The organism is Vibrio sp. 1159, assembly GCF_033340395.1.
GTDB classification, from domain to species: domain Bacteria; phylum Pseudomonadota; class Gammaproteobacteria; order Enterobacterales; family Vibrionaceae; genus Vibrio; species Vibrio alginolyticus.
Genome location: NZ_JAWOWL010000048.1, coordinates 16,252 through 38,415, shown reverse-complemented (window position 1 = coordinate 38,415; position 22,164 = coordinate 16,252). Strand labels below are relative to the sequence as shown.

At 46.3% G+C, this 22,164-nt stretch carries 19 protein-coding genes, 1 tRNA gene and 1 riboswitch; of the genes, 12 read left to right on the top strand and 8 right to left on the bottom strand.

Annotated features, from left to right (window positions below; translation table 11 throughout):
• The first annotated feature begins 134 nt into the window (after positions 1–134).
• From R7127_RS24130 to thiH, 9 genes are all read left to right on the top strand, one after another.
• A tRNA-Trp gene (locus R7127_RS24130) sits at positions 135–211 on the top strand.
• Between the two features lie 244 nt (positions 212–455).
• The gene (locus R7127_RS24125; protein WP_318142130.1) at positions 456–1,838 is read left to right on the top strand and encodes a multicopper oxidase family protein; all 1,383 of its coding nucleotides are present in this window, start codon (positions 456–458) and stop codon (positions 1,836–1,838) included.
• Between the two features lie 123 nt (positions 1,839–1,961).
• Positions 1,962–2,345 (top strand): fluoride efflux transporter CrcB, encoded by a 384-nt coding sequence (gene crcB, locus R7127_RS24120; RefSeq protein ID WP_005378811.1) that lies wholly within the window; start codon positions 1,962–1,964, stop codon positions 2,343–2,345.
• A 60-nt stretch (positions 2,346–2,405) separates the two neighbouring features.
• Positions 2,406–2,504: riboswitch (TPP riboswitch) on the top strand.
• A 163-nt stretch (positions 2,505–2,667) separates the two neighbouring features.
• Positions 2,668–4,608, top strand: a complete 1,941-nt coding sequence (gene thiC, locus R7127_RS24115; RefSeq protein WP_033907327.1) for a phosphomethylpyrimidine synthase ThiC — start codon at positions 2,668–2,670, stop codon at positions 4,606–4,608.
• On the top strand, positions 4,608–6,023 hold the full coding sequence (locus tag R7127_RS24110) for a thiamine phosphate synthase (RefSeq protein ID WP_318142129.1): 1,416 nt from the start codon (positions 4,608–4,610) through the stop codon (positions 6,021–6,023). Before thiC ends, R7127_RS24110 begins: the two co-directional genes overlap by 1 nt.
• Positions 6,010–6,783: a HesA/MoeB/ThiF family protein gene (locus tag R7127_RS24105; protein ID WP_005378806.1), complete on the top strand. Its 774-nt coding sequence runs from the start codon at positions 6,010–6,012 to the stop codon at positions 6,781–6,783. The genes R7127_RS24110 and R7127_RS24105 overlap by 14 nt, the downstream gene beginning before the upstream one ends.
• A gap of 38 nt (positions 6,784–6,821) precedes the next feature.
• Positions 6,822–7,076, top strand: a complete 255-nt coding sequence (thiS, locus tag R7127_RS24100; protein ID WP_009703038.1) for a sulfur carrier protein ThiS — start codon at positions 6,822–6,824, stop codon at positions 7,074–7,076.
• A gap of 5 nt (positions 7,077–7,081) precedes the next feature.
• Positions 7,082–7,849 (top strand): thiazole synthase, encoded by a 768-nt coding sequence (locus R7127_RS24095; RefSeq protein WP_005397059.1) that lies wholly within the window; start codon positions 7,082–7,084, stop codon positions 7,847–7,849.
• Between the two features lie 34 nt (positions 7,850–7,883).
• Positions 7,884–8,996: a 2-iminoacetate synthase ThiH gene (gene thiH, locus R7127_RS24090; RefSeq protein WP_172563443.1), complete on the top strand. Its 1,113-nt coding sequence runs from the start codon at positions 7,884–7,886 to the stop codon at positions 8,994–8,996.
• A 115-nt stretch (positions 8,997–9,111) separates the two neighbouring features.
• Here the strand turns inward: thiH and R7127_RS24085 are convergent, their stop codons facing one another.
• Together R7127_RS24085 and R7127_RS24080 are read right to left on the bottom strand one after the other, a co-directional pair.
• Positions 9,112–10,902 carry an aminopeptidase P family protein gene (locus tag R7127_RS24085; protein WP_033907323.1) on the bottom strand — a complete coding sequence of 597 codons (1,791 nt, stop codon included), beginning with the start codon at positions 10,900–10,902 and terminating at the stop codon, positions 9,112–9,114.
• 203 nt (positions 10,903–11,105) lie between these two features.
• Complete coding sequence (locus R7127_RS24080; protein ID WP_005378791.1) at positions 11,106–12,047, bottom strand: LysR family transcriptional regulator; 942 nt, start codon at positions 12,045–12,047, stop codon at positions 11,106–11,108.
• 107 nt (positions 12,048–12,154) lie between these two features.
• Between R7127_RS24080 and R7127_RS24075 the strand changes: the two genes are divergently transcribed.
• Positions 12,155–13,348: a multidrug effflux MFS transporter gene (locus R7127_RS24075; RefSeq protein ID WP_005382927.1), complete on the top strand. Its 1,194-nt coding sequence runs from the start codon at positions 12,155–12,157 to the stop codon at positions 13,346–13,348.
• A 91-nt stretch (positions 13,349–13,439) separates the two neighbouring features.
• Complete coding sequence (locus R7127_RS24070; RefSeq protein WP_005378786.1) at positions 13,440–13,721, top strand: hypothetical protein; 282 nt, start codon at positions 13,440–13,442, stop codon at positions 13,719–13,721.
• A 31-nt stretch (positions 13,722–13,752) separates the two neighbouring features.
• Here R7127_RS24070 and R7127_RS24065 read toward each other — a convergent pair whose 3' ends face one another.
• From R7127_RS24065 to R7127_RS24050, 4 genes are all read right to left on the bottom strand, one after another.
• On the bottom strand, positions 13,753–14,208 hold the full coding sequence (locus tag R7127_RS24065; protein ID WP_033907322.1) for a DoxX family protein: 456 nt from the start codon (positions 14,206–14,208) through the stop codon (positions 13,753–13,755).
• A gap of 10 nt (positions 14,209–14,218) precedes the next feature.
• A complete protein-coding gene (locus tag R7127_RS24060; protein WP_033907321.1) occupies positions 14,219–14,977 on the bottom strand; it encodes a DNA-binding domain-containing protein in 759 nt (252 codons plus the stop codon).
• Positions 14,974–15,846: a DUF692 domain-containing protein gene (locus R7127_RS24055; protein WP_033907320.1), complete on the bottom strand. Its 873-nt coding sequence runs from the start codon at positions 15,844–15,846 to the stop codon at positions 14,974–14,976. The genes R7127_RS24060 and R7127_RS24055 overlap by 4 nt, the downstream gene beginning before the upstream one ends.
• 99 nt (positions 15,847–15,945) lie before the next feature.
• Positions 15,946–16,206: a DUF2282 domain-containing protein gene (locus tag R7127_RS24050; RefSeq protein ID WP_005378779.1), complete on the bottom strand. Its 261-nt coding sequence runs from the start codon at positions 16,204–16,206 to the stop codon at positions 15,946–15,948.
• A 281-nt stretch (positions 16,207–16,487) separates the two neighbouring features.
• On the opposite strand from R7127_RS24050, the gene uvrD reads away from it, so the two are divergent.
• The gene (gene uvrD, locus R7127_RS24045) at positions 16,488–18,662 is read left to right on the top strand and encodes a DNA helicase II (protein WP_005378778.1); all 2,175 of its coding nucleotides are present in this window, start codon (positions 16,488–16,490) and stop codon (positions 18,660–18,662) included.
• A 930-nt stretch (positions 18,663–19,592) separates the two neighbouring features.
• Here uvrD and ggt read toward each other — a convergent pair.
• Positions 19,593–21,359, bottom strand: a complete 1,767-nt coding sequence (gene ggt, locus R7127_RS24040) for a gamma-glutamyltransferase (protein WP_033907319.1) — start codon at positions 21,357–21,359, stop codon at positions 19,593–19,595.
• A 111-nt stretch (positions 21,360–21,470) separates the two neighbouring features.
• The gene (locus R7127_RS24035; protein WP_005378776.1) at positions 21,471–22,130 is read right to left on the bottom strand and encodes a LysE family translocator; all 660 of its coding nucleotides are present in this window, start codon (positions 22,128–22,130) and stop codon (positions 21,471–21,473) included.
• Between the last annotated feature and the right edge of the window lie 34 nt (positions 22,131–22,164).

Genomic DNA, 22,164 nt, shown 5'->3' with positions numbered 1-22,164 from the left:
TGGTAGTTCAGTTGGTTAGAATACCGGCCTGTCACGCCGGGGGTCGCGGGTTCGAGTCCCGTCCACTCCGCCACTTAATATCGACAACCTCGCTTATGCGAGGTTTTGTCAAATCTAGAATATGAAAATTCTATAGGGGTGTAGCTCCAATTGGCAGAGCAGCGGATTCCAAATCCGCGTGTTGGGAGTTCGAATCTCTCCACCCCTGCCACATATCAGGCTCTGGCTTAGGTCAGAGCCTTTTTTGTATCTGGTTTCTTCTCATTATTACAGCTTATTTCTACTCTTATCCCGTAAGTATGGCTTTCTGCTGTACTTTGGCAGCATTTAATCTACTGAACGAACGAAACTACAGTTAGCTGTAATGATCAGTGGCCCGAAATTTTAATAATAAAGGGGAATCACTATTTATATTTAGTTACACTCAACCGATCTGGATTAATGAGTAACTATGTATGGATATATCTCGTCGACGCTTTCTTCAATCATCCTTAGCAATCTCCGCGCTTGCCGTTCTACCTGCATGTTCTCTATCTAGGAGCACTAATAAGCAGGGGCAATATATATACGATATCACTGCAGAGCCTTCTACTGCAGAATTGGTCCCTGGGTTTAACACAGACGTACTCGTATTTAATGGTTCGATTCCAGCGCCTGTGATTCGTTGTCGCCAAGGCGAGAAAGTTATAATTCGGTTTACTAACAAGCTTTCAGAGCCGACTACAATCCACTGGCATGGCTTGCGAATCCCTATTGAAATGGATGGTGTCCCTTTCTTGAGCCAGCAGCCTATCATGCCAGGTGAAACATTCGTTTATGAATTTACACCACCAGATGCGGGCACATTTTGGTATCACCCACATATGAATAGTGTGAAGCAGCTTGGTATGGGCTTAGTCGGGCTAATTGTCGTTGAAGAGGCAGAGCCGGTTCAGTTTGATGAAGAGCATGAGGTCGTCCTCAAGCATTGGCATTTAGACAAACTAGGTCAGTGGAAGAACCTTATGGTGCCGCGCTTGAGCGCTCGTATGGGGACTCCCGGAGAGTGGAGTAGCGTCAATGGTGTGCATGAACCTGTTTATACGCTGAAGCAGAATGCCACTACGCGATTAAGAATTGCTAATGTCGATAATACCATTACTTACCCGATCGCTATTGAAGGTGCAGAGGCTTGGGTTATTGCTATTGATGGTAATCCTGTTAAAACGCCTTATAAGCTCACTCAGCACAAAATTGGTCCAGGAATGAGGTTAGATATCGGATTGATTGCTCCGAAGGTTGGAAAACGTGTTTATGTGCGTCAAATGAAAGGACGCTTCCCATTCCCTTTGTGCGAGTTTGACGTTGTTGAGTCTGACCTGTCGAACAACCAGAAACTGCCTTTATTACCTCTCAACCCTGTGCCAGCTCTCGATTTGAAAAATGCAGAGCAAATCGATTATGTGTTTGAGTGGGAGGGGGCGATCACTCCTGCTGATAAATCGGGCAAAGCGATACCTAAATTCTGGCTGATGAACAAACGGGCTTGGGAGGGAATGAGCAAAGATAATATTCCAGCGCCCCTTTCAACATTGGAGATGGGAAAAACCTATATCTTCAACCTAAAGAACGTCACCCAATATCATCATCCTATTCACCTTCATGGACACACATTTACGGTTCTTGAGTTAGATGGAAAAAAACTCGACGAACCGTTTCATACCGATACGGTCTTGCTTGGAAAAAACGGCAGTGCGAAAGCGGCATTTGTTGCAGATAACCCTGGACGTTGGATGTACCATTGTCATGTGATCGAACACATGAAGACGGGGTTGATGGGTTATATTGAAGTAAAGTGACTCCTGTAACTTTTTAAATCTTGATAAGTTTTAAGCGCTATAATTTGCTGAATTCTAAGATTGTATAATCACTATTGCCGTAAATTTGATTACAATGTCGCCATTAACTTTTCTGGGGGAATTATGGGACAACTATCCGTTTTAGGTTTTATTGCATTGGGTGGTGCATTTGGTGCATGTTCTCGTTACTTAATTTCTGAACTTTGTGTCATTTTATTGGGACGTGGTTTTCCATATGGTACGTTAACCGTTAACGTTGTTGGCTCATTTATGATGGGCTTATTGATAGCAGCTTTCGATAATGAACTTTTGGCAACGGAACCTTGGCGACAAGTGATTGGCTTGGGTTTTTTAGGCGCACTAACGACGTTTTCCACCTTCTCGATGGATAATGTTTTGCTTATGCAGCAGGGCGCTTTCTTTAAGATGGGGTTGAACGTATTGTTGAATGTCGTGTTAAGTATTTCAGCGGCGTGGATAGGCTTTCAATTATTGATGCGCAGCTAGCAAAGTAGTTAAAAATTGAACAGGTCGGCTTGGTTTCACCAAGCCGTTTTTATATACTGACATCACTTGTCGGAGTGCCATAAGGCTGAGACCGTTAATTCGGGATCCGTTGAACCTGATCAGATTAGAATCTGCGAAGGGAACAAGAGAAGATATTCACACCGGAGTTCTTTCTGGTTGATCTATCAAAAGTCGAATGTTGTTACAGGCAAATATCGTAAGCTTTAACTAGCCTTAATTTGACTCCTCTTGTCGCATCTATCCGCCAAGCATTTTTATCCAATTACTTTTTATCTAGTATAACAAAGCAAGGAAAAATGCTATGTCGAGTCGCAAACAAGCGAGACTGGAAGCAAAACAGTTCATTGATACACTCTCGGTACAACCGTACCCCAATTCAAGCAAAGTCTACGTAGAAGGCTCACGTCCAGATATTCGTGTGCCAATGCGTGAAATATCACTCGCTGATAGCCTTATTGGAGGCACAAAAGAAGCGCCTATATTCGAACCTAATGAGCCAGTACGCGTTTACGATACGTCGGGTGTATACACAGATCCAGAGCACACCATAGACCTCTATAACGGCTTACCTAAGCTGAGAGAAGGGTGGATTGAAGAGCGCGCCGATACTGAGCTACTTGATGAAGTAAGCTCGGTGTACACCAAAGAACGCTTAGAAGACGAAACACTAGACGGTCTTCGTTACGGTAATCTACCACGTATTCGACGTGCCAAAGATGGCCATTGTGTGACTCAATTGCACTATGCTCGCAAAGGTATTATTACCCCAGAAATGGAATATATCGCGCTGCGTGAAAACATGGGGCGTGCCAAGTATCGCGATGAAGTGCTGAATCAACAGCATCCGGGTCAAAGCTTCGGAGCGAACCTACCAAAAGATATTACCGCCGAATTCGTGCGTAAAGAAGTCGCCGAAGGTCGCGCTATTATCCCTTCAAATATTAACCACCCAGAATCCGAACCAATGATCATTGGACGTAACTTTTTGGTCAAAGTGAACGCCAACATCGGTAACTCATCGGTCACTTCTTCGATTGAGGAAGAAGTAGAAAAGTTAGTATGGGCAACGCGCTGGGGTGGCGATACCGTTATGGATCTCTCTACTGGACGTAACATCCACGAAACTCGCGAGTGGATTCTACGTAACAGTCCGGTTCCGATCGGTACCGTACCAATGTATCAAGCGCTTGAGAAAGTGAATGGTGTTGCGGAAAACCTTAACTGGGAAGTGATGCGCGATACCCTGATTGAGCAAGCAGAGCAGGGCGTTGACTACTTTACTATCCATGCCGGTTTACTACTTCGTTATGTGCCAATGACTGCAAAACGCGTTACTGGCATCGTCTCTCGTGGTGGTTCTATCATCGCGAAATGGTGTTTAGCGCATCACCAAGAAAGCTTCTTATATACCCACTTCCGAGAGATCTGTGAAATCTGTGCTAAGTATGATGTAGCACTTTCTCTCGGTGATGGTCTGCGTCCTGGCTCGGTTGCTGATGCTAACGACGAAGCGCAATTTTCAGAGCTTCGTACCCTTGGTGAGTTAACCAAGATTGCGTGGGAATATGACGTACAGGTGATTATCGAAGGTCCTGGTCATGTTCCAATGCACATGATCAAAGAGAATATGGAAGAGCAGTTGGAGCACTGCCATGAAGCACCATTCTACACGCTTGGCCCACTGACGACAGACGTCGCTCCTGGTTACGACCATATTACTTCAGGCATCGGCGCTGCCATGATTGGTTGGTATGGCTGTGCGATGCTTTGCTACGTCACTCCTAAAGAGCATCTTGGCTTACCAAACAAAGAAGATGTGAAAGTAGGCATGATCACTTATAAGCTTGCTGCGCACGCCGCTGATTTAGCGAAAGGGCACCCAGGTGCTCAAGTTCGTGATAATGCGCTTTCTAAAGCTCGCTTCGAGTTCCGCTGGGAAGATCAATTCAACTTGTCACTCGACCCAGATACCGCGCGCGCTTTCCATGATGAAACCTTACCTCAAGAGTCCGGCAAAGTTGCTCACTTCTGTTCGATGTGCGGACCAAAGTTCTGCTCGATGAAGATTTCGCAAGAGGTACGAGAGTACGCGAAAGACACTGAGCAAGTTGCTGCGGACCAAGCTATCTCGATTAAAATGCTAGATGATCCTCTTGAAGGGATGCGTCAGAAATCGCAAGAATTTAGAGAGTCAGGTTCCGAGCTATACCACCCAGCAGCACATGCCGAGGTAAGTGACTAATGAGCAAAATCCTTATTCCGTCATCGTTGATTGAACTGACAGGTTTAGTTCAGCAATGTTTGTTGTTGGCGAAAGAACAGGGTTTTAGCATAGAAGACATTGAGTTGGGTGTGAGCCCAACTCAATCTATTCAGCTTGTTCGCGGCCAACAGACCACACACATAACGACTGATCTCATTGATGATTATGACTCTGAGCATGAGAGTTCATTTGTGCTCTATTACCGTTCTGCTTTGTCGGTAGAAGCGTGTGCTAAGCAACCGTCGAAAGCGATTTATATTGGTATTGCTGATACTCAGGTATCCGATGAAAAGGAGAAAGTGCTTCAGCTTGATATCTGGCGTCACCCAATTAACAACGAAGTGAGAGCGCTTTCCGTTAAGTCCAAATTCAACGCAATGTTCGATCCTGAACATCACCTTGCTTGGATAGTAACGCTGACAGTACTCGATTTTCCTATCGAAGATGGGTTAACACTTGCTCGAGGAATCCTAACTCAACAAGCGAATGTTTCACGTGAAACACTGTTGAATGACAACCTTGATGAGGGACGATCTACTCAGTGGGCTGACCAATTTGATGATTTCCCCACACCTGTACTGGAGGATAACCGACTCGATATTCAAGTTGGTTGGTCTGCACAAGGTGAGAGCGTTAGCTTTCCAACTCTAACTAAGCAAAGTCTAGGGCTCTATCCAGTCGTTGATGATGTTGCTTGGATTGAGCGTCTACTGCCACTAGGCATCAACACTATTCAACTGCGAATAAAGAACCCACAACAAGCCGATTTAGAACAACAGATCATTCGAGCAATTGAGCTAGGTCGTCAGTATCAAGCACAAGTGTTCATAAATGACTACTGGCAGTTGGCAATCAAGCATGGCGCTTATGGCGTTCACCTGGGACAAGAAGACATAGAAGAATCGAATTTGGCTCAGCTAACTAAAGCCGGCATTCGTCTTGGTCTTTCTACGCATGGTTATTACGAACTACTGCGCATCGTACAAATTCATCCTAGTTACATCGCGCTAGGGCATATTTTCCCAACCACCACTAAACAGATGCCATCGAAACCACAAGGTTTGGTGCGCTTAGCTTTGTATCAAAAGTTGATTGATAGCATTCCTTATACAAATACAGAGGCTGCTTTCCGTCCTTCAGAAGACAAAGTAGGTAGTGACTATGTGCTTGGCTTTCCGACGGTTGCGATTGGTGGTATTGACCAATCTAATGCAGCCCAAGTTTGGCAAACAGGTGTTTCTAGTTTGGCAGTTGTGCGAGCTATTACGTTGGCAGAATCACCTCAGTCCGTCATCGAGTTCTTCGCACAACTGATGAAGCAAAGACAGCTAACGTTTACTGATCAGAATAGTGAATTAGCGGATACCAAGAGAGGCGAACATGCTCACGGATAAGCAGTTCCTTCGCTATCAGCGCCAAGTCGCTCTGCCTGAAATTGCCGAAATTGGGCAAGAGCGTTTGAACAAATCGCATGTGCTGATCATCGGTTGTGGTGGTTTAGGGAGCGCAGCGAGTTTGTACTTGGCATCCGCGGGCGTTGGTAAATTGGTTGTGGTTGATGACGATGAAGTTGATAGCAGTAACCTACAGCGTCAGATCATTTATCGTGAACAAGACCTCCAAGTTGCGAAAACAGAAGCGACTGTAAAGCAACTTACTGAACTTAATTCTATGGTTCAAATTCGTGCTCTCAATAAGCGATTGGACAAAGCACAGCTGCAGCTTGAGGTGATGCTAGCGGATGTGGTGCTCGACTGCACCGATAACATGCCAACGCGCCAGCTAATTAACCAAGTTTGTTTCGAGCAAAATACGCCGCTCATCTCGGCGGCGGCAATTGGTTGGCAAGGCCAATTCGCTGTCTTTGATTACCAAACACCAAGTGAACAAGAAGCGCAGAGTAAAGCCTGTTACCGCTGTTTGTATCCGTTCGACGAATTACCGCAAACGCAAAAGTGCAGTGAGAGCGGTGTCGTCGGTCCGGTGGTGGGTACACTTGGCAACTACCAAGCGATAGCGGCAATTCAAAAACTGGCGACGGGAAAGTTTCATGTCGAGACTGCCAAGTTACACCTGTTCGATGGATTGAAGCTGCAATGGCAAACCATGGCGATAAGTAAAGATAAACAGTGCCAAGTGTGTGCTCAGATTTAGTTTACGAGTAATGGGCAGAATTAAGAGAGTTGGAAGCAATGACGTTATCAGAACAACAAACAATACAAATGACAGCAGCTGACTTAGATGTGATCACTATTGTCATCAATGACCAGTCACATCAAGTTGCCAGTGAGTCGAATCTACAGCAAATCATTAGTCAATTTGCGCTGCCCGAAATGGGCTGTGTTTTTGCAATTAACAACAATGTTGTGCCGCGCAGTGAGTGGGCTAGCACAGTTCTTTCACAGGGAGATAGCATCTCTTTGTTTCAAGCGATCGCAGGGGGTTAAAGTCGATGCTTAAAATTGGTGATAAACAATTCGAATCAAGACTGTTCACGGGAACAGGGAAGTTTGCTAACAGCCGATTAATGGCAGAAGCGATTCAAGTATCGGGTTCTCAACTTGCGACCATGGCGTTGAAGCGTGTGGATGTTAACGACCAACAAGACGATATTTTGCTGCCGCTAGTACAAGCGGGCGTGAACTTATTGCCGAATACCTCAGGTGCAAAGAATGCTAAAGATGCTGTGTTTGCAGCACAATTGGCGAGAGAAGCGTTAGGTACAAACTGGCTAAAGCTTGAAATTCACCCAGACCCGAAGTACTTGATGCCCGATCCAATTGAGACACTTGCGGCCGCTGAACAACTGGTTCGTGAAGGCTTCATTGTGCTTCCTTATTGTCATGCTGACCCAGTTCTGTGTAAACGATTGGAGGAAGTGGGCTGTGCTGCGGTCATGCCATTAGGTGCACCGATCGGTTCCAACAAAGGGATAGTTTCTCACGATTTCCTAGAGATCATTATCGACCAAGCTAATGTTCCTGTGGTTGTCGATGCGGGTATCGGTGCTCCTTCACATGCCGCGCGTGCGATGGAAATGGGCGCGGATGCCGTTCTCGTTAATACTGCTATTGCAGCTTCGAGCGATCCTGTTGCGATGGCGAAGGCATTTAAGTTGGCGGTAGAGTCGGGGCGTATGGCTTATGAAGCCGGACTTGCTGGTAAGGTTTCTCATGCGGTTGCGTCGAGTCCACTGACGTCATTCCTAGATGAGCTTTAGCCCTAGATTGATTTAGCTAATAAGCGAGGAAAACATGAGCTTCGTTGAACAATTTAAGCAGCTTAATTGGGATGACATTTCGATGTCGATCTATGCGAAAACGGCAAAAGACGTCGAGCGAGCATTGAATAAACCCAAGCGTGATTTGGAAGACTTTAAAGCGCTAATTTCACCAGAGGCTGAAGCGTACTTAGAGCAAATGGCGCAGTTGTCATACTCGGCAACTCGCAAGCGTTTTGGCAATACCATGTCGCTTTATATTCCATTGTACCTTTCTAACTTGTGCGCCAATGTTTGTACTTATTGTGGCTTCTCGATGGAGAACAGAATCAAACGTCGTACCTTGAATCGGGACGAAGTGGTTGCAGAGGTTGAAGCCATTAAACGCATGAAGTTTGATAGCGTATTGCTGGTGACTGGCGAGCACGAAACTAAAGTGGGTATGAAATACTTCCGCGAAATGGTGCCTATGATTAAGAAGCGCTTTAACTATTTGGCGATGGAAGTACAGCCACTTGATCAAGACGAATACGCTGAGCTCAAGACATTGGGTTTGGATGCGGTGATGGTCTATCAAGAAACGTATCATCCTTCGACTTACGCCGAGCACCATTTGCGTGGCAACAAGATGGATTTCGAATACCGATTGGATACACCCGATCGTCTTGCAAAGGCGGGCATCGATAAGATCGGTATTGGTGCTTTAATAGGGTTGGAAGAGTGGCGTACCGACTGTTTTTATGTGGCAGCGCACTTGGACTATCTTGAGCGCACGTATTGGCAGACTCGTTACTCGATTTCTTTCCCGCGTTTGCGTCCTTGTGAGGGTGCGCTCCAACCCAAATCAGTCATGACGGATAAGCAACTTGTTCAGCTGATTTGCGCTTATCGTTTGTTGAATCCAGAAGTGGAGTTGTCATTATCGACTCGTGAGTCACCGAAGTTTAGAGATAACGCATTGCCTTTAGGCATTACCAGTATGTCTGCTGCATCGAAAACTCAGCCGGGTGGTTATGCGATGGATGATGTTGAACTCGAGCAGTTTGAGATCAGTGATGAGCGAAGCGCAGGTTCTGTGGAAGATATGATTCGAGCCAAAGGGTTTGACCCTGTATGGCGAGATTGGCACTCGGCGTATTCTGGTTAATCAGCAAATAAAGACACTGGTCATCGTTATGTTTCACGTGAAACATAAGTAAAGAAAAGAGGGTTGATGCAAAACATCAACCCTCTACTTTTTTCTAGCTTATAGCTTCTAGCTTCTAGCTGTGTGCTACTGGTAGCGTTGCTTGACGAAGCCACTCTTTCACATCACCCTCAACAAGTGGGCTGATCTCATCCCATACCTTCTGATGGTAATCATTCAACCAAGCAAGCTCTGGACGAGTTAGCATATCAACATTGATGTTGCGCTTGTCGATTGGACAGCGTGTTAGCGACTCGAATGACAGAACAGGGAAGTCACCGTTAGTTGGGGTTTCAACAACAAGCTCTAGATTCTCGATACGGATACCAAACGCATCCGCACGGTAGTAACCTGGCTCGTTGGACAGCACCATGCCTTCTGTTAGAGGCACGTCGATTTGCTTCTTCGAAATGCTTGCTGGACCTTCATGAACACTTAGGAAGTGACCAACACCGTGACCAGTACCGTGATCGTAATCGTAGCCCTCCGCCCACAGGTGCTGACGAGCTAGCGTATCGATTTGGTAACCACGTGTGCCTTTCGGGAAACGTGCACGTGCAACACCGATGTGGCCTTTTAGCGCGAGAGTGAATTGTTTAATCATCTCTTGTGAAGGCTGACCGATCGCGATGGTACGCGTGATGTCTGTCGTGCCATCTAGGTACTGACCGCCTGAATCCACTAGGTAAAGTGTGTTCAGTTCTAGCTTGCCAGGTTCAGGTTGGTTCTCGTGATTATAGTGACACATCGCCGCGTTGCCACCTGCTGCCGAGATAGTATCGAAGCTAAGATCCATAAGTGTCGGGTCTTCGCTGCGGAACGCTTCCAGTTTGTCTGCCAGCGTCGCTTCATCATGCAGGTTACCCGCAACGACTTCAGCATCTAACCAAGAAAGGAACTTACTCATCGCTACGCCATCACGGATATGACATGCTTTCATGCCTGCGATTTCAACAGCGTTCTTTGCTGCTTTTGGCATTAGGCATGGATCAGCTTTACTCACCACAGATGCGCCAGCGTTTTGTAGAACCAGCTTAAACCACGCGTTACTTGTCGCAGGGTCAACCAGTACATTCTTGCCAGTTAGGTTTTCTAGTCGTGCTTGCAATGCTTCTGGGTGATGAACCGTCACGCCGGCACCAACATGAGCGTCAAACTCAGCAGGTAGGCGAGCAGGATCTAGGAAGTATTCCACGCTTGAGTCTGAGTGCAGAATCGCGTGAGAAAGAAGAACTGGTAGACGTGAGACATCTAGACCACGAACGTTGAGCAACCAACAGATAGAATCAAGTGCTGTGATCACTGCGCTGTCTGCACCGGCTTTTTTCACGAGCTCTGCGATTTCTTGGCGTTTGCTTTCACTTGATTGTCCAACTGTTTCTGTTGCCATTAGGCGAACATCAGAAACCACAGGAGCAGGGCGGTCGTGCCACAGTTCATCAATTGGGTTGCTATCGAGAATCTTAAGCTCAAGGGTACCTGCAAGTTTTGCTTGTGCCATGTCTAGCCAAGCAGAGTTGTGCATGCGAGGGTCGATTGCCACAGACGCGTCATTTGCAAGATGGTCTTTAATCCAATCTAGTGCAGGCTCTTCAATCAAGTGACGGTATTCGAATAGATCAGCAGGAACCTGCTTTGTTACTTGTACTGTGTAGCGACCATCAACAAAGATAGCGGCTTTGTCTTTGGTGATTACCGCAGCACCAGCAGAACCAGTAAAGCCAGTTAGCCAATGTAAACGCTCGTTGTGCGCTGGTACGTATTCGCCCAAGTACTCGTCTTCATGTGGGACAAGTAGGGCATCAATATTATGTTGTGCTAGCCATTCGCGAATTGCATTCACGCGGCTTTGGGTATCGTTGTGCATCTGTGTTATTCCTTCAAATTACCGCTCCTTCATGCTCAGGTGTGGGAGCTGTTTCCATCTGCTTCATGCAGTTTACGATTCCATTGAGGTTCGCAATCACTTCAATAGAGTCGGAGTACAACTAGGCCATAGATGAGCCAAAAAGGACTACGACAGTTAAGCTACTCATTTTAGCCGCTAAGCGCAAATTGAGTGCGGTGTTTTTATCTAAGGTGATCGGTTTTTTGTGTGATCATCGTACGTAGCCAGCCTAATGCAGGGTCGTTTTCTCTATCTCGGTGCCAGAATAAAGTGTAAGCCATAGGTGGGAATTCTAACGGTAGTGGCAGCACGACCAAATCAAGCTGTTTGGCCGCAAGTTGCACAAAATGACTTGGCGCAGTAAAGATAAAGTCGGTGTATGAACATAAACTTGCGGCACTGTTAAAGTCGGGCACGGTGACGGCAATATCGCGGTCGGCGCCAATATCTGCAAGGCGATAATCCAGCAACCAACGGTCGTTGCCATCACAGCGTACTTGTACATGGCGTAGGGCGAGATAGGCTTCCAGATTCCAAGGTTGTTTTAGCGCAGGATGGTTTTTGCGAATGATGCACATTTGGTAATCACGATAAATTTCCAACTCGCAAATGTCATCGGGTGGTTGAAGAGTCAGCTTGGCATCGTTTATATCGATATCTTTTCCAGTTAAGCCTAAATCCAGTTCGCCGCGTTGAAGCATTTTAAATGTATTATCCGACCACGGGTGTGTGCTAATTGTCACGCCAGGTGCTTGTTGAAAAATCGCCGGTAAGAAATGGGGTAGAATGAGAGGGTAGACACTCTCTACCGCTGCTATTTGAAAACGGTATTCGCTGCTTTGCGGAGAAAACTCTTCGGGTTGAGTCAGCACTTCTAACTGATTTATCAACAGATCCAGTTTCGGTTTAAGAAACAATGCGCGCGGCGTAGGTGTTAATCCATGTGAGTTTCGAGTGAAAAGAGGGTCATCAAATTGAATGCGCAGTTTAGCCAGTGATTTACTGACGGCAGATTGGCTTAAGCACAATCGGTGGGCCGCACGAGTAACATTTAACTCTTCAATCAGCACTTTAAAGCAGACCAATAGATTTAAATCGATACGAGCCAGTTTTTCGACGTTCACAGTGAATTTCCTCTGAGGAATAATGCTCATGATTATACATCATTTCCATTCATATCATCAGATGATTAAGCTTTACCCAAAGTTCTTTATCCAATTCGGAGTGTTGTGTGTCTAGCCAGTTTTCTAATAGTAAAAAACAGATGGCGTTATTGACCCTTTTGGTTCTTTTCAGTCCTTTAGCGATTGATATTTATCTACCTGCTTTACCTCTTATTGCTTCCACTTTTCAGGTCGATAATGCGCTAGCACAAGACACGATCACTTGGTTCTTATTTGCTATGGGTGTTGGTCAGCTATTCGCAGGTCCCTTAGCAGATAAACTCGGACGTCGAACTGTTGCATTGGGCGGTATCACCATTTACGCGATGAGCGCTTTATTGGCGTGGAGTGCTCAAAATATTGAGTGGATGTTGGTTTCCCGACTGCTACAAGGCTTAGGTGCGTGTGCGACATCGGTAGCAGCCTTTGCAACAGTTCGCGATATCTTTGGCCCGGAAAAAAGCGGCAAAATGATCAGCTACCTTAACGGTGCGATTTGTTTCATTCCGGCTTTAGCTCCAATTCTAGGTAGCTGGTTAACTCAGCAATTTGACTGGCGTGCTAACTTTAGCTTTATGGCGGGTTTTGCTGTGGTGTCTGGATCATTGATGTTTTTCATGATGAAAGAGACTAACCCGTCAACAGAAAAGCAAGCCGTGTTTAAGCTTAGTCGGTATTGGGCAGTGCTTAGCACACCATCTTTTGTTTTCCATGCGTCATTATGCTTGATGGCGATGGCGGTTATTCTTGCTTACGTTACCTCAGCACCGTCGGTATTGATGACGGGGATGGGGCTGTCGATGAATGAATTCACTTTCTGGTTTGGTGTAAATGCGGTGATAAACATTGCGGCATGTATGCTGGCGCCTAAGTTTATGGAGCGCGTTGGAACTCACAACACCTTGGTCACCGGGATCTCAACTCTGGGTCTCGCAGGTGTGATCATGCTAGTGATGAATGGTCAGAATACCGCGCTTTCTTTCATGCTACCTATCTTCATGTCTTCTGTAGGTTTTGCATTCATTCTGGGTGCAGCGGCAGGGAAAGCGTTAGAACCGTTTGGTGATAAGGCGGGCACGGCAGCTGCACTGCTTGGATTGTTCCAAATGAGTGGCTCTGGTTTGTTGGTGGGTACACTGCAACGCTTATCTCTGGATCCACAAACCTTGATCGCAATTCATATGTGGGTCCTATTACCTGCGTTGGTCGTTCTGTTTACAAAAGCAGGGAAGAACTGGCACTCGAGCTTTGCGAAAGCGTAAATCAGTGTAATTTAGTATTTTCCAATGTAAGTAAGGCGTGTATATTTGTCACTCAGACTTTTCCTGACACCATAACGGAACTCAAAAAGCAATGTCGTTAACCACGTATGAAATGGCTCGTATTCTAGAGCAAATGGAAGATTCACCAGAAAAGGTGATGTTTGGCAAGTTGCTTAATGAGCTGGGTAATCAAAGCTCCGAGCGTATTCGTAGTGCGGCTAAACAAGTACCTCTGCCAATTTTGCGTGATATCGTGTACCAATTTCAGCAAGTGATTGAGTCACGCAAAGATGAACAAGTCGAGCAGATGGCAAAAGACCTCGCTCAGCAAGGTATCTCAGCAGAAGAGCTACTAGCTTACTTGAATAAATAATAAAAAATCCCCGCATGATGCGGGGATTTTTTTAGCTCGTCATTTTCTTTTTCAGGATGTGGTCCAAAGACAGCGGTCCTGGCCCCCATACGATTACGATAAGAATCATCAATCCCCAAAGTTGGTGATCATAAAAACCTTTCTCCCACAACAGTGGGTAAGAGATCACTGCGATGATGTTGAACACAAACAGCATTGCTGCCATCGGGCGGGTAATCAATCCTAGTGCCAAGAACACCGGTAGAACCAACTCCGCAGCCGTACCTAAATAAGCCGCCAATTCCCATGGCAAGATTGGCACTTGGTATTCCAGCTCAAATAAGTACAACGTGCTATCCCAAGACGAGATTTTGATTAGTCCTGAATTGAAGAACACCCAAGCAACCCAAAAGCGACAAAAGAGAAGTAGTAAAGGGACAAAGCCTGCTTGTAAGGCACTGATTAAATCATCGTACCGATTCACTAAGTTTTTAACCGTATCCGTCATAGAGTGCTCCTTAGATTGATTGCAATGTAAAGCCGTCAACAATATCGAGTGCCATGATGCGATTGAGATGAGCGAGTAAAACTTCAGGTATTTCGCTCAAACTCTGCTTCTGCTCTAAACATTGCAGCAGTTGGAACACATCGGCATCGAGTGCGTGACACAAGGCTTCTCCATTGGCTTGAATCGATATGACACCTTGCTGTAATTGGTTGATATTAAGTTGTTCGAATTGCCCAGTTTGAATCGCGCTAAATAGATCGAATACTGCGTAGTTGGAGTCAAAGCTGCGGCAGCCCTTTTTAAGGTGTAAGACTAAAGTGGGTTGTCGCTCTTCACTCACTTCGCCAAGTAACGCAAGCGGTTTTAATTCCGCTGCATTGGATTGCTCATACTGTGCTTGACGAGCTAGGTCGATATGCCACTCGAAGCGTGTGACTTCAGGGCTGTAAGGTGCTTGTGCGATCACCTGACTGAACTGCATGATGGTGTCTTGAAAGCCTTCGCCATAATGCACCACATTTCCTTCTTCTAATGGGTAAGAAAGAACATGCTGGCGAGCTATCTGTTCAAAGCATTCTTCACCAAGCAGCGCTTCAACCATCGGGTAGGTCGCGGATAACACCTCGCTTAAGCTGACGATAAAGTTATTGCGGTAAATCTGCATGCGTTCATCAGCGGTAAACGTATCACTGGCAATATCGCAATCTTCGCCGAGTGCTTGATAGTGTAGGGCTTTAGCAAACTGGCTTTGTAAGGTGGCTAGATTCATGATGCCTTCCTTGGTTCGCTTTGTTCACTTGGAAGTGTGCCTTGCAACAGCAGTTGCGATGCTTTCTGTGCTTCTCCTAATAAGACTTCTGGCGCGGGGATATCCAAATCCCATTCAATCAACGTATGACGTGGACCGTGTTTTTTTGTCCACTGTGAAAACAACTGCCAAACTTCATCGCTAACTGGGCGGCTATGGGTATCAATCCATATCTCACCTTTGTCGAGTTGTTTGATGGTAAAACCTGCCAAGTGAATCTCATCCACTTTGTCGGCTGGAATCGCATCTAGGTATGTGTCGCAATCAAAACCGTGGTTGAACGCCGAAACATAAACATTGTTTAGATCGAGCAATAAACGACAGTCAGTGCGCTTTTGCACTTCGGTAAGAAACTCCCATTCGCTGATGGTCGAATGTTGAAACTTCACATAACTAGATGGGTTCTCTATCAAGATCTCGCGTTGCAAATATTCCTGCACTTCATTCACGTTACGAGTGAACACGTTGAGCGCTTCTTCCGTATACGGAAGTGGAAGCAGGTCATTAAAGTAGTGACCGCCGTTTTCACTCCAACTTAAATGGTCAGAAACAAGAATTGGGTCGATTGAGTCAATCAGTGATTTAAGTTGCGCAAGATGCTTTTGACTAACACGTTCCACCGAACCTAGCGACAAACCAATACCGTGGCAGCTAATTTGATATTGCTCGCGAAGCGTTTGTAGCTGATGGCGCTCTGTTGCATTGGGTTGGAAATAGTTTTCACTGTGGATTTCTAACCAAGACAACTCAGGCTGGGATTGGCTAAAGTAATCGAGGTGAGGGGTTCTTAATCCAACTCCAACAAGGTCGTGGAAGGTGTGGTGTTTCACGTGAAACTCCTTTTCAAATCGTGCGGGAAGAGAAGGATGCGTCTTGGCTTTGCGTTGGTTGAGCGTCAACGCATCCTCACAATAGCTAGCGATAAAAGATTATGAAGAAGAAGTGCTACCGCCAGCGAGTTTGTCACAAAGACCTTTTGGTACGACTACGAATGCGTCTTTTTGGTTATCTTCTTTAGAAGTACCAGCGCATGAGCTGCTTTTTGTTGCACAGTCGTTTTTACCTGCTTTAGAAACGCCATAGCACTTTTCTTTTTCAGCAGCGACAGCTGGAGCTGCAGTTAGCATTGTGCCACCAAGAGCTAGAAGACCAGTAACAGCAGCAGTAACAGCTAGATTCGACTTTTTCATAATAAATTCCTCTGAATGATTTCCTTTACTTTAAGTTGGCAAGATGAATCGCCTGTTTTGGCGTTTTTGTTATCAACTTGCTTAACTTAAAAGATAGGAAACTGGCTAAAAAACTTTCAGAAAAATTTCTGAAGCAAATGGGTTTGTAGGGTTAAATAGGTATAACTAATTGATGTGTTGGGTAAAAAAACATCGATTTTTTTATCAAGTTTTGTCTAAACAGCACCCGGTTGTTTAGGTTATAATCGGTTTTTATGTATAAATAACCAGTAGCTCTCATCATGATGGATCCATCTCTATTACTCGACGGTTTGAACGATAAACAACGTGAAGCCGTTGCAGCACCTCTAGAAAACTTGCTCGTTCTTGCTGGCGCAGGAAGTGGTAAGACACGCGTTCTTGTTCACCGTATCGCTTGGCTGATGTCGGTCGAGCAAGCTTCTCCGTTTTCAATTATGTCGGTAACCTTTACCAATAAGGCGGCGGCAGAGATGCGTGGACGTATCGAAGAGCTAATGATGGGCAGTGCAGGCGGTATGTGGAATGGTACTTTCCACGGCATTTGTCACCGTATTCTGCGTGCACACTATCTTGATGCGAAGCTACCGGAAGATTTCCAAATCATTGACAGTGACGACCAACAGCGTCTACTAAAGCGTTTGATTAAAGCGCAAAACCTCGATGAGAAGCAGTGGCCGGCACGCCAAGTGGCATGGTGGATTAACGGCAAGAAAGACGAAGGTCTGCGCCCGTCGCACATTGATGCGTACCATGATCCAGTAACCAAGACATATCTACAGTTGTACACCGCTTACCAAGAAGCGTGTGATCGTGCTGGTTTAGTCGATTTTGCGGAAATCTTGCTGCGCGCACATGAGCTACTGCGTGATAACAAGTTCGTCCGTGAACACTACCAAGCACGCTTTAAGCATATCTTGGTGGATGAGTTCCAAGATACCAACAACATTCAATATGCTTGGCTACGTATGATGGCGGGTCCTGAGTGTCACGTGATGATCGTAGGTGATGACGACCAGTCGATTTATGGCTGGCGTGGTGCAAAAGTCGAGAACATTGAGAAGTTTACGCTCGAATTCCCAAGCGTGAATACCATTCGTCTTGAGCAAAACTACCGTTCCACTAAGACCATTCTGGAAGCATCTAACACCCTGATTGCGAATAACACCGAGCGTATGGGTAAAGAGTTGTGGACGGATGGCGTGGTCGGTGAGCCTATCTCGGTTTACAGCGCTTACAACGAATTAGATGAAGCCCGTTTTGCGGTGAACAAAATCAAAGAGTGGCAAGACAAGGGCGGTGCTCTGAATGACGCTGCGATGCTTTACCGTAACAACGCCCAGTCGCGTGTTCTGGAAGAAGCGTTAATTCAAGCCGGTCTGCCTTACCGTATCTACGGCGGCATGCGATTCTTCGAACGTCAGGAAATCAAAGATGCCTTGAGCTACATGCGTCTGATTGCCAACCGTAACGATGATGCGGCGTTTGAACGTGTGGTGAATACGCCAACGCGTGGTTTGGGTGATAAGACGCTTGAAACCATCCGTTTTGCGGCTCGTGACCGTGGTTGCACTATGTGGGAAGCGAGTGTGGCAATGTTGGACGAGAAGGTGCTTGCTGGTCGCGCTGCTGGTGCTCTGAGCCGTTTTATCGAGCTTGTCACCGCGCTAGAAGACGACACCTTAGAGATGCCGCTGCATCACCAAACTGACCATGTAATTAAATACTCGGGCTTGTTCGCGATGTACGAGCAAGAGAAGGGCGAAAAGTCTAAGGCACGTATTGAGAACTTGGAGGAATTGGTGACCGCAACTCGCCAATTCGAGAAACCAGAAGAAGCCGAAGACATGTCACTGCTGACGGCATTCCTAACCCACGCAGCACTAGAAGCGGGCGAAGGACAAGCGGACGAATTTGAAGATGCGGTTCAGCTCATGACATTACACAGTGCGAAAGGTCTAGAGTTCCCATTGGTGTTTATGGTCGGTGTGGAAGAAGGCATGTTCCCAAGCCAAATGTCGGCAGAAGAAGCAGGGCGCTTAGAAGAAGAACGCCGTCTGTGTTACGTAGGCATGACCCGTGCAATGCAGAAACTGTACATCACTTATGCTGAAATGCGTCGTTTGTACGGTCAGGATAAATACCATAAACCGTCTCGCTTTATCCGTGAACTGCCAGAAACTTGTTTAGATGAAGTACGAATGAAGGCGCAAGTTAGCCGTCCTTCAAGCAGTGGTCGATTTAGCCAAACTGTTGTGAAAGAGAGCTTTAATGAAACCGGCTTTACGCTAGGTTCTCGTGTGATGCATCCAAAATTTGGTGAAGGCACCATCATCAACTTCGAAGGCAGTGGTCCACAGAGCCGTGTACAGATTGCCTTTAACGGTGAAGGCATCAAATGGTTGGTAACTGCTTACGCACGACTAGAGAAACTGTAAGGCTTGACCAAAACTCATACCAATCGTAGTGAATAACTGGTCATTCTAGCTTGTTAAAATACTCGATAACTGCGTTGCAATTTTTGATTGTAGAATAACTACTTATCGAAAAATTGCGCCTTGTTCTCAAGCATTTTCCCTACGCTATTTCTGATCACTTATTTACTGTGATTGGTATCATCAACTTAAGAGCTGCTTCGGCGGCTCTTTTTGTTTGTGCAGTTTTGGTGTCGCTAACGCAGGAAAAAATGGAATGATAAATGGAGTTCGAAAGCGCGATTTAACGGTGCAGATGAGAAAAACTTTAGGCAAAGAAAAACCCCGAGGGCTTGCGCCCATCGGGGTTATAGTCTTACTCGCAGCAATCCGGCTACTAAGAGTGCTCCATGCATCTAATCCATGATAGTGTGCTGAATCCGTCAGCTTAATCCTTACGTCGCCTTCCTAGCGGTGTCCTTAATGACCTTATCCTGGTCTGCTAACTATCCTCGTTAGCTCTCATCACTTGTTCCCTGAGCGGTGTCCCTGACATCATCCTGATGTTCAAATCCTTGCCTCGTCCAGAGGTGTCCATTTCCCGTCCTTAGTAGCAACCATCCTAGTCACTATTGATTCCGTTCAATGTCCAATTTTGCAATCCATGCCCGACTATTCATCCTGAATAACCGTTTCTTCTTCCTGAAGTTCACCAAGTCCGTGGTGTTTCCTGTTCCGTGTCAGCATCCTTCCGACAGGTTTAATATTACGTGTTTAACGATTTCCAACAACGGGCTAATCTCACATTTTTTTACTCTCTTAGCGTTCAAAAAAGATACATGAGTATTAAATTCAATGATTTACGCTCTTTTCTGTACGGTTTTACCATTAAAAAAGAGAGGTTTGCTCAACCCTTTGTGAGAGATCTCGCACAAGGGGTCGAGCGAAAGACTCTTACTGCCCGATAGCGGCACCTTCACGTCTTGGATCCGCAGCGCCTTCAAGACCGTCTTTTGTTATTCGTATCGCATGCAGACCAGAGTTCAAATCCCGAACATCGGTTTTAAAGCCCATCTTCTCCAGAGCAGGCTGTAAGCCCTCTGCGGCGGTACCTTGCTCAATATCTAAGGTGCCAAAACGGTTCAGCAATCGTGGCTGATTAATCGCGCTTTGGATGTCCATATCCCATTGCGTGTGGGCGATAATGGCTTGTGCGACGTAACCAATAATGCGGCTGCCACCCGGTGAGCCAATTGCCATGTAAGGTTTGTCATCCTTCATCATAATGGTTGGTGCCATGGATGAACGTGGGCGTTTTCCCGGTTCTAAGCGGTTCGCGATTGGCACACCATCTTGATGCGTGCGGAAAGAGAAATCGGTCAGTTCGTTATTGAGCAAGAAGCCGCGTACCATCAAGCGTGAGCCAAAGGCGTTCTCGATGGTTGTTGTCATTGAAACCACATTGCCTTGCTTATCGACGATATTGAAATGGCTGGTGGAAGGCAGCTCGATCGATTGGTCCATGCTTAAGTTCATGGCGTGCGACCAAGGAGGATTACCGGCTTCAGCCTTACTCAAGGCTTTACCGACTTGAATGAGCTCAGCACGTTGTTTGAGATAATCTTTATCAAGCAAGCCTTCGGTTGGCATTGGCACATAATCTTGGTCAGCCATGTATTTACCACGATCCGCGAACGCAAGGCGCGATGCATCGGCGATCACTTGCCATGATTTCGCGCTTTCGGCTCCCCAACCTTTAAGATCGTATTGCTCGGTGATCGCGAGAATCTGTCCAACCGTCAATGCGCCAGAGCTAGGTGGTCCCATGCCGCAGATGTCATAGCTTTGGTAAGCCGCACAAACCGGTTCACGTTGCTTGATTTGGAACGCATCAAAGTCAGGTTGTGCCAATACGCCAGGGTTGCCCGGCGCATTTTGTACTGTCTTGATGATGTCTGTGGCGATATCGCCTTGATAGAAAGCTTTTGCCCCTTGCTCTGCAATTGCCGTCAGAGTTTTCGCGTATTCAGGGTTCTTCAACAACGTGCCTTCGGCTTTTGGTGAGCCATCTGGATTGAAGAAGTAAGCCTTAGTCGCAGGGAAGCGAGATAGGCGCTTGGCATCTTTTTCAATCAGACTCGCGAGGCGAGGACTGACTTCGAAACCTTGCTCAGCCAAGGTAATCACGGGTTGGATTATCTTCTTCCATTCCAACTTGCCGTATTTCTGGTGCGTGTCCCACAGCAGTTTCACTGTACCAGGAGTGGCAACGGAACGCCCACCGACAACCGCATCGTAAAATTGCAGTGGTTGTCCTTTGTCATCTAGGAAGAGTTTCGGCGTTGCGGCGAGCGGTGCGGTTTCGCGTCCATCATACGTAGTCAGTTTTTGTTTCTCACTGTCCCAATACACTAAGAAGGCGCCACCACCAATGCCTGAAGATTGGGGTTCTACTAAGCCCAGCATCAGCTGCACGGCAACCATAGCATCAATAGCATTACCACCTTGTGCAAGAACGTCTGCCCCAGCTTGGGTGGCAAGTGGGTTGGCTGCGGTAACCATATAATCTTTCGCTTTGATCAATTGTTTTTGCTCGAAGCCAGTGCTGTGCTCCGGCGCAACTGCATCTGCTGCTTGGTTAGCAAAGACTGAGGTAGATAAGATTAGTGGGGAAGTAAGAAAAAGACCCGTGGTCACGAGTCGGTTGAACGTCCAATGCATGATGACTCTCCATGTTGCCAGTTTTGTGCTTTGAGCTTGGCAGTTATGGAGAGTCACGTCGAGTCAGCAATCTTAGAAATGTCGATTGTGCTACGCTTTTAAATCAGTACTTTATCCGATAAAAGTATTGATAGTTTGGTATAGAATACTGCCGCCCACTAGAGTAAATACCACGCCGCATAGACCGTCGATGTAGATACCCGCTTGTTGCAATTTACGCTGTAAGCGCTGTGTCGACAGCATCCATGCAAGGCTAGAGAACCAGAATAGCGACAAGCCAAACAGGATGACCAGTGCAATACCTTTGCCAGTAATCGACATACCTGCTGGGACTAAACTCGACATCAAACTGACAAAGAACACCAGGGCTTTTGGGTTAAGAATGTTGGTCGCAAACCCTTTAGCAAACGCTTGACGCTTATTGCTGATCACTAGGTTATTTTGCTTCTTAGGTTGATCCGTCAGTGGGTTTTGGATCATCGAGATCACGGCACGCAATGCGCCAATTCCTAAGTAGAGCAGGTAACTACCACCGAGCAGTTGTACCACGGAATACAGCACTGGGTGCTGGTGGACGACAAAACTCACACCTGTCAGGCTGAACAAAGAGTGCAGCAAAATACCGACGGACAATCCCAACGCAATGTACAAGCCAGTTTGACGACCATGACGCGTCGCATTTTGTACGACCAGCGCAAAGTCCGGACCTGGACTCATTAGGGCAATAAAGTGAATGCTGGCGAGTGTCAGCAATATGGTGGATTCATTCATAACACATCTCAAATTTAACCAATGCGGCTATTGT

Excerpts from the sequence above, each read along its gene's own strand:
- R7127_RS24110 (WP_318142129.1), top strand. The coding sequence starts at position 4,608 with ATGAGCAAAATCCTTATTCCGTCATCGTTGATTGAACTGACAGGTTTA.
- thiS (WP_009703038.1), top strand. The coding sequence starts at position 6,822 with ATGACGTTATCAGAACAACAAACAATACAAATGACAGCAGCTGACTTA.
- R7127_RS24095 (WP_005397059.1), top strand. The coding sequence starts at position 7,082 with ATGCTTAAAATTGGTGATAAACAATTCGAATCAAGACTGTTCACGGGA.
- R7127_RS24035 (WP_005378776.1), bottom strand. The coding sequence starts at position 22,130 with ATGAATGAATCCACCATATTGCTGACACTCGCCAGCATTCACTTTATT.
- R7127_RS24070 (WP_005378786.1), top strand. The coding sequence starts at position 13,440 with ATGTCGTTAACCACGTATGAAATGGCTCGTATTCTAGAGCAAATGGAA.
- R7127_RS24105 (WP_005378806.1), top strand. The coding sequence starts at position 6,010 with ATGCTCACGGATAAGCAGTTCCTTCGCTATCAGCGCCAAGTCGCTCTG.
- thiH (WP_172563443.1), top strand. The coding sequence starts at position 7,884 with ATGAGCTTCGTTGAACAATTTAAGCAGCTTAATTGGGATGACATTTCG.
- ggt (WP_033907319.1), bottom strand. The coding sequence starts at position 21,359 with ATGCATTGGACGTTCAACCGACTCGTGACCACGGGTCTTTTTCTTACT.
- R7127_RS24065 (WP_033907322.1), bottom strand. The coding sequence starts at position 14,208 with ATGACGGATACGGTTAAAAACTTAGTGAATCGGTACGATGATTTAATC.
- thiC (WP_033907327.1), top strand. The coding sequence starts at position 2,668 with ATGTCGAGTCGCAAACAAGCGAGACTGGAAGCAAAACAGTTCATTGAT.
- crcB (WP_005378811.1), top strand. The coding sequence starts at position 1,962 with ATGGGACAACTATCCGTTTTAGGTTTTATTGCATTGGGTGGTGCATTT.
- R7127_RS24050 (WP_005378779.1), bottom strand. The coding sequence starts at position 16,206 with ATGAAAAAGTCGAATCTAGCTGTTACTGCTGCTGTTACTGGTCTTCTA.
- R7127_RS24085 (WP_033907323.1), bottom strand. The coding sequence starts at position 10,902 with ATGCACAACGATACCCAAAGCCGCGTGAATGCAATTCGCGAATGGCTA.
- uvrD (WP_005378778.1), top strand. The coding sequence starts at position 16,488 with ATGATGGATCCATCTCTATTACTCGACGGTTTGAACGATAAACAACGT.
- R7127_RS24060 (WP_033907321.1), bottom strand. The coding sequence starts at position 14,977 with ATGAATCTAGCCACCTTACAAAGCCAGTTTGCTAAAGCCCTACACTAT.
- R7127_RS24125 (WP_318142130.1), top strand. The coding sequence starts at position 456 with ATGGATATATCTCGTCGACGCTTTCTTCAATCATCCTTAGCAATCTCC.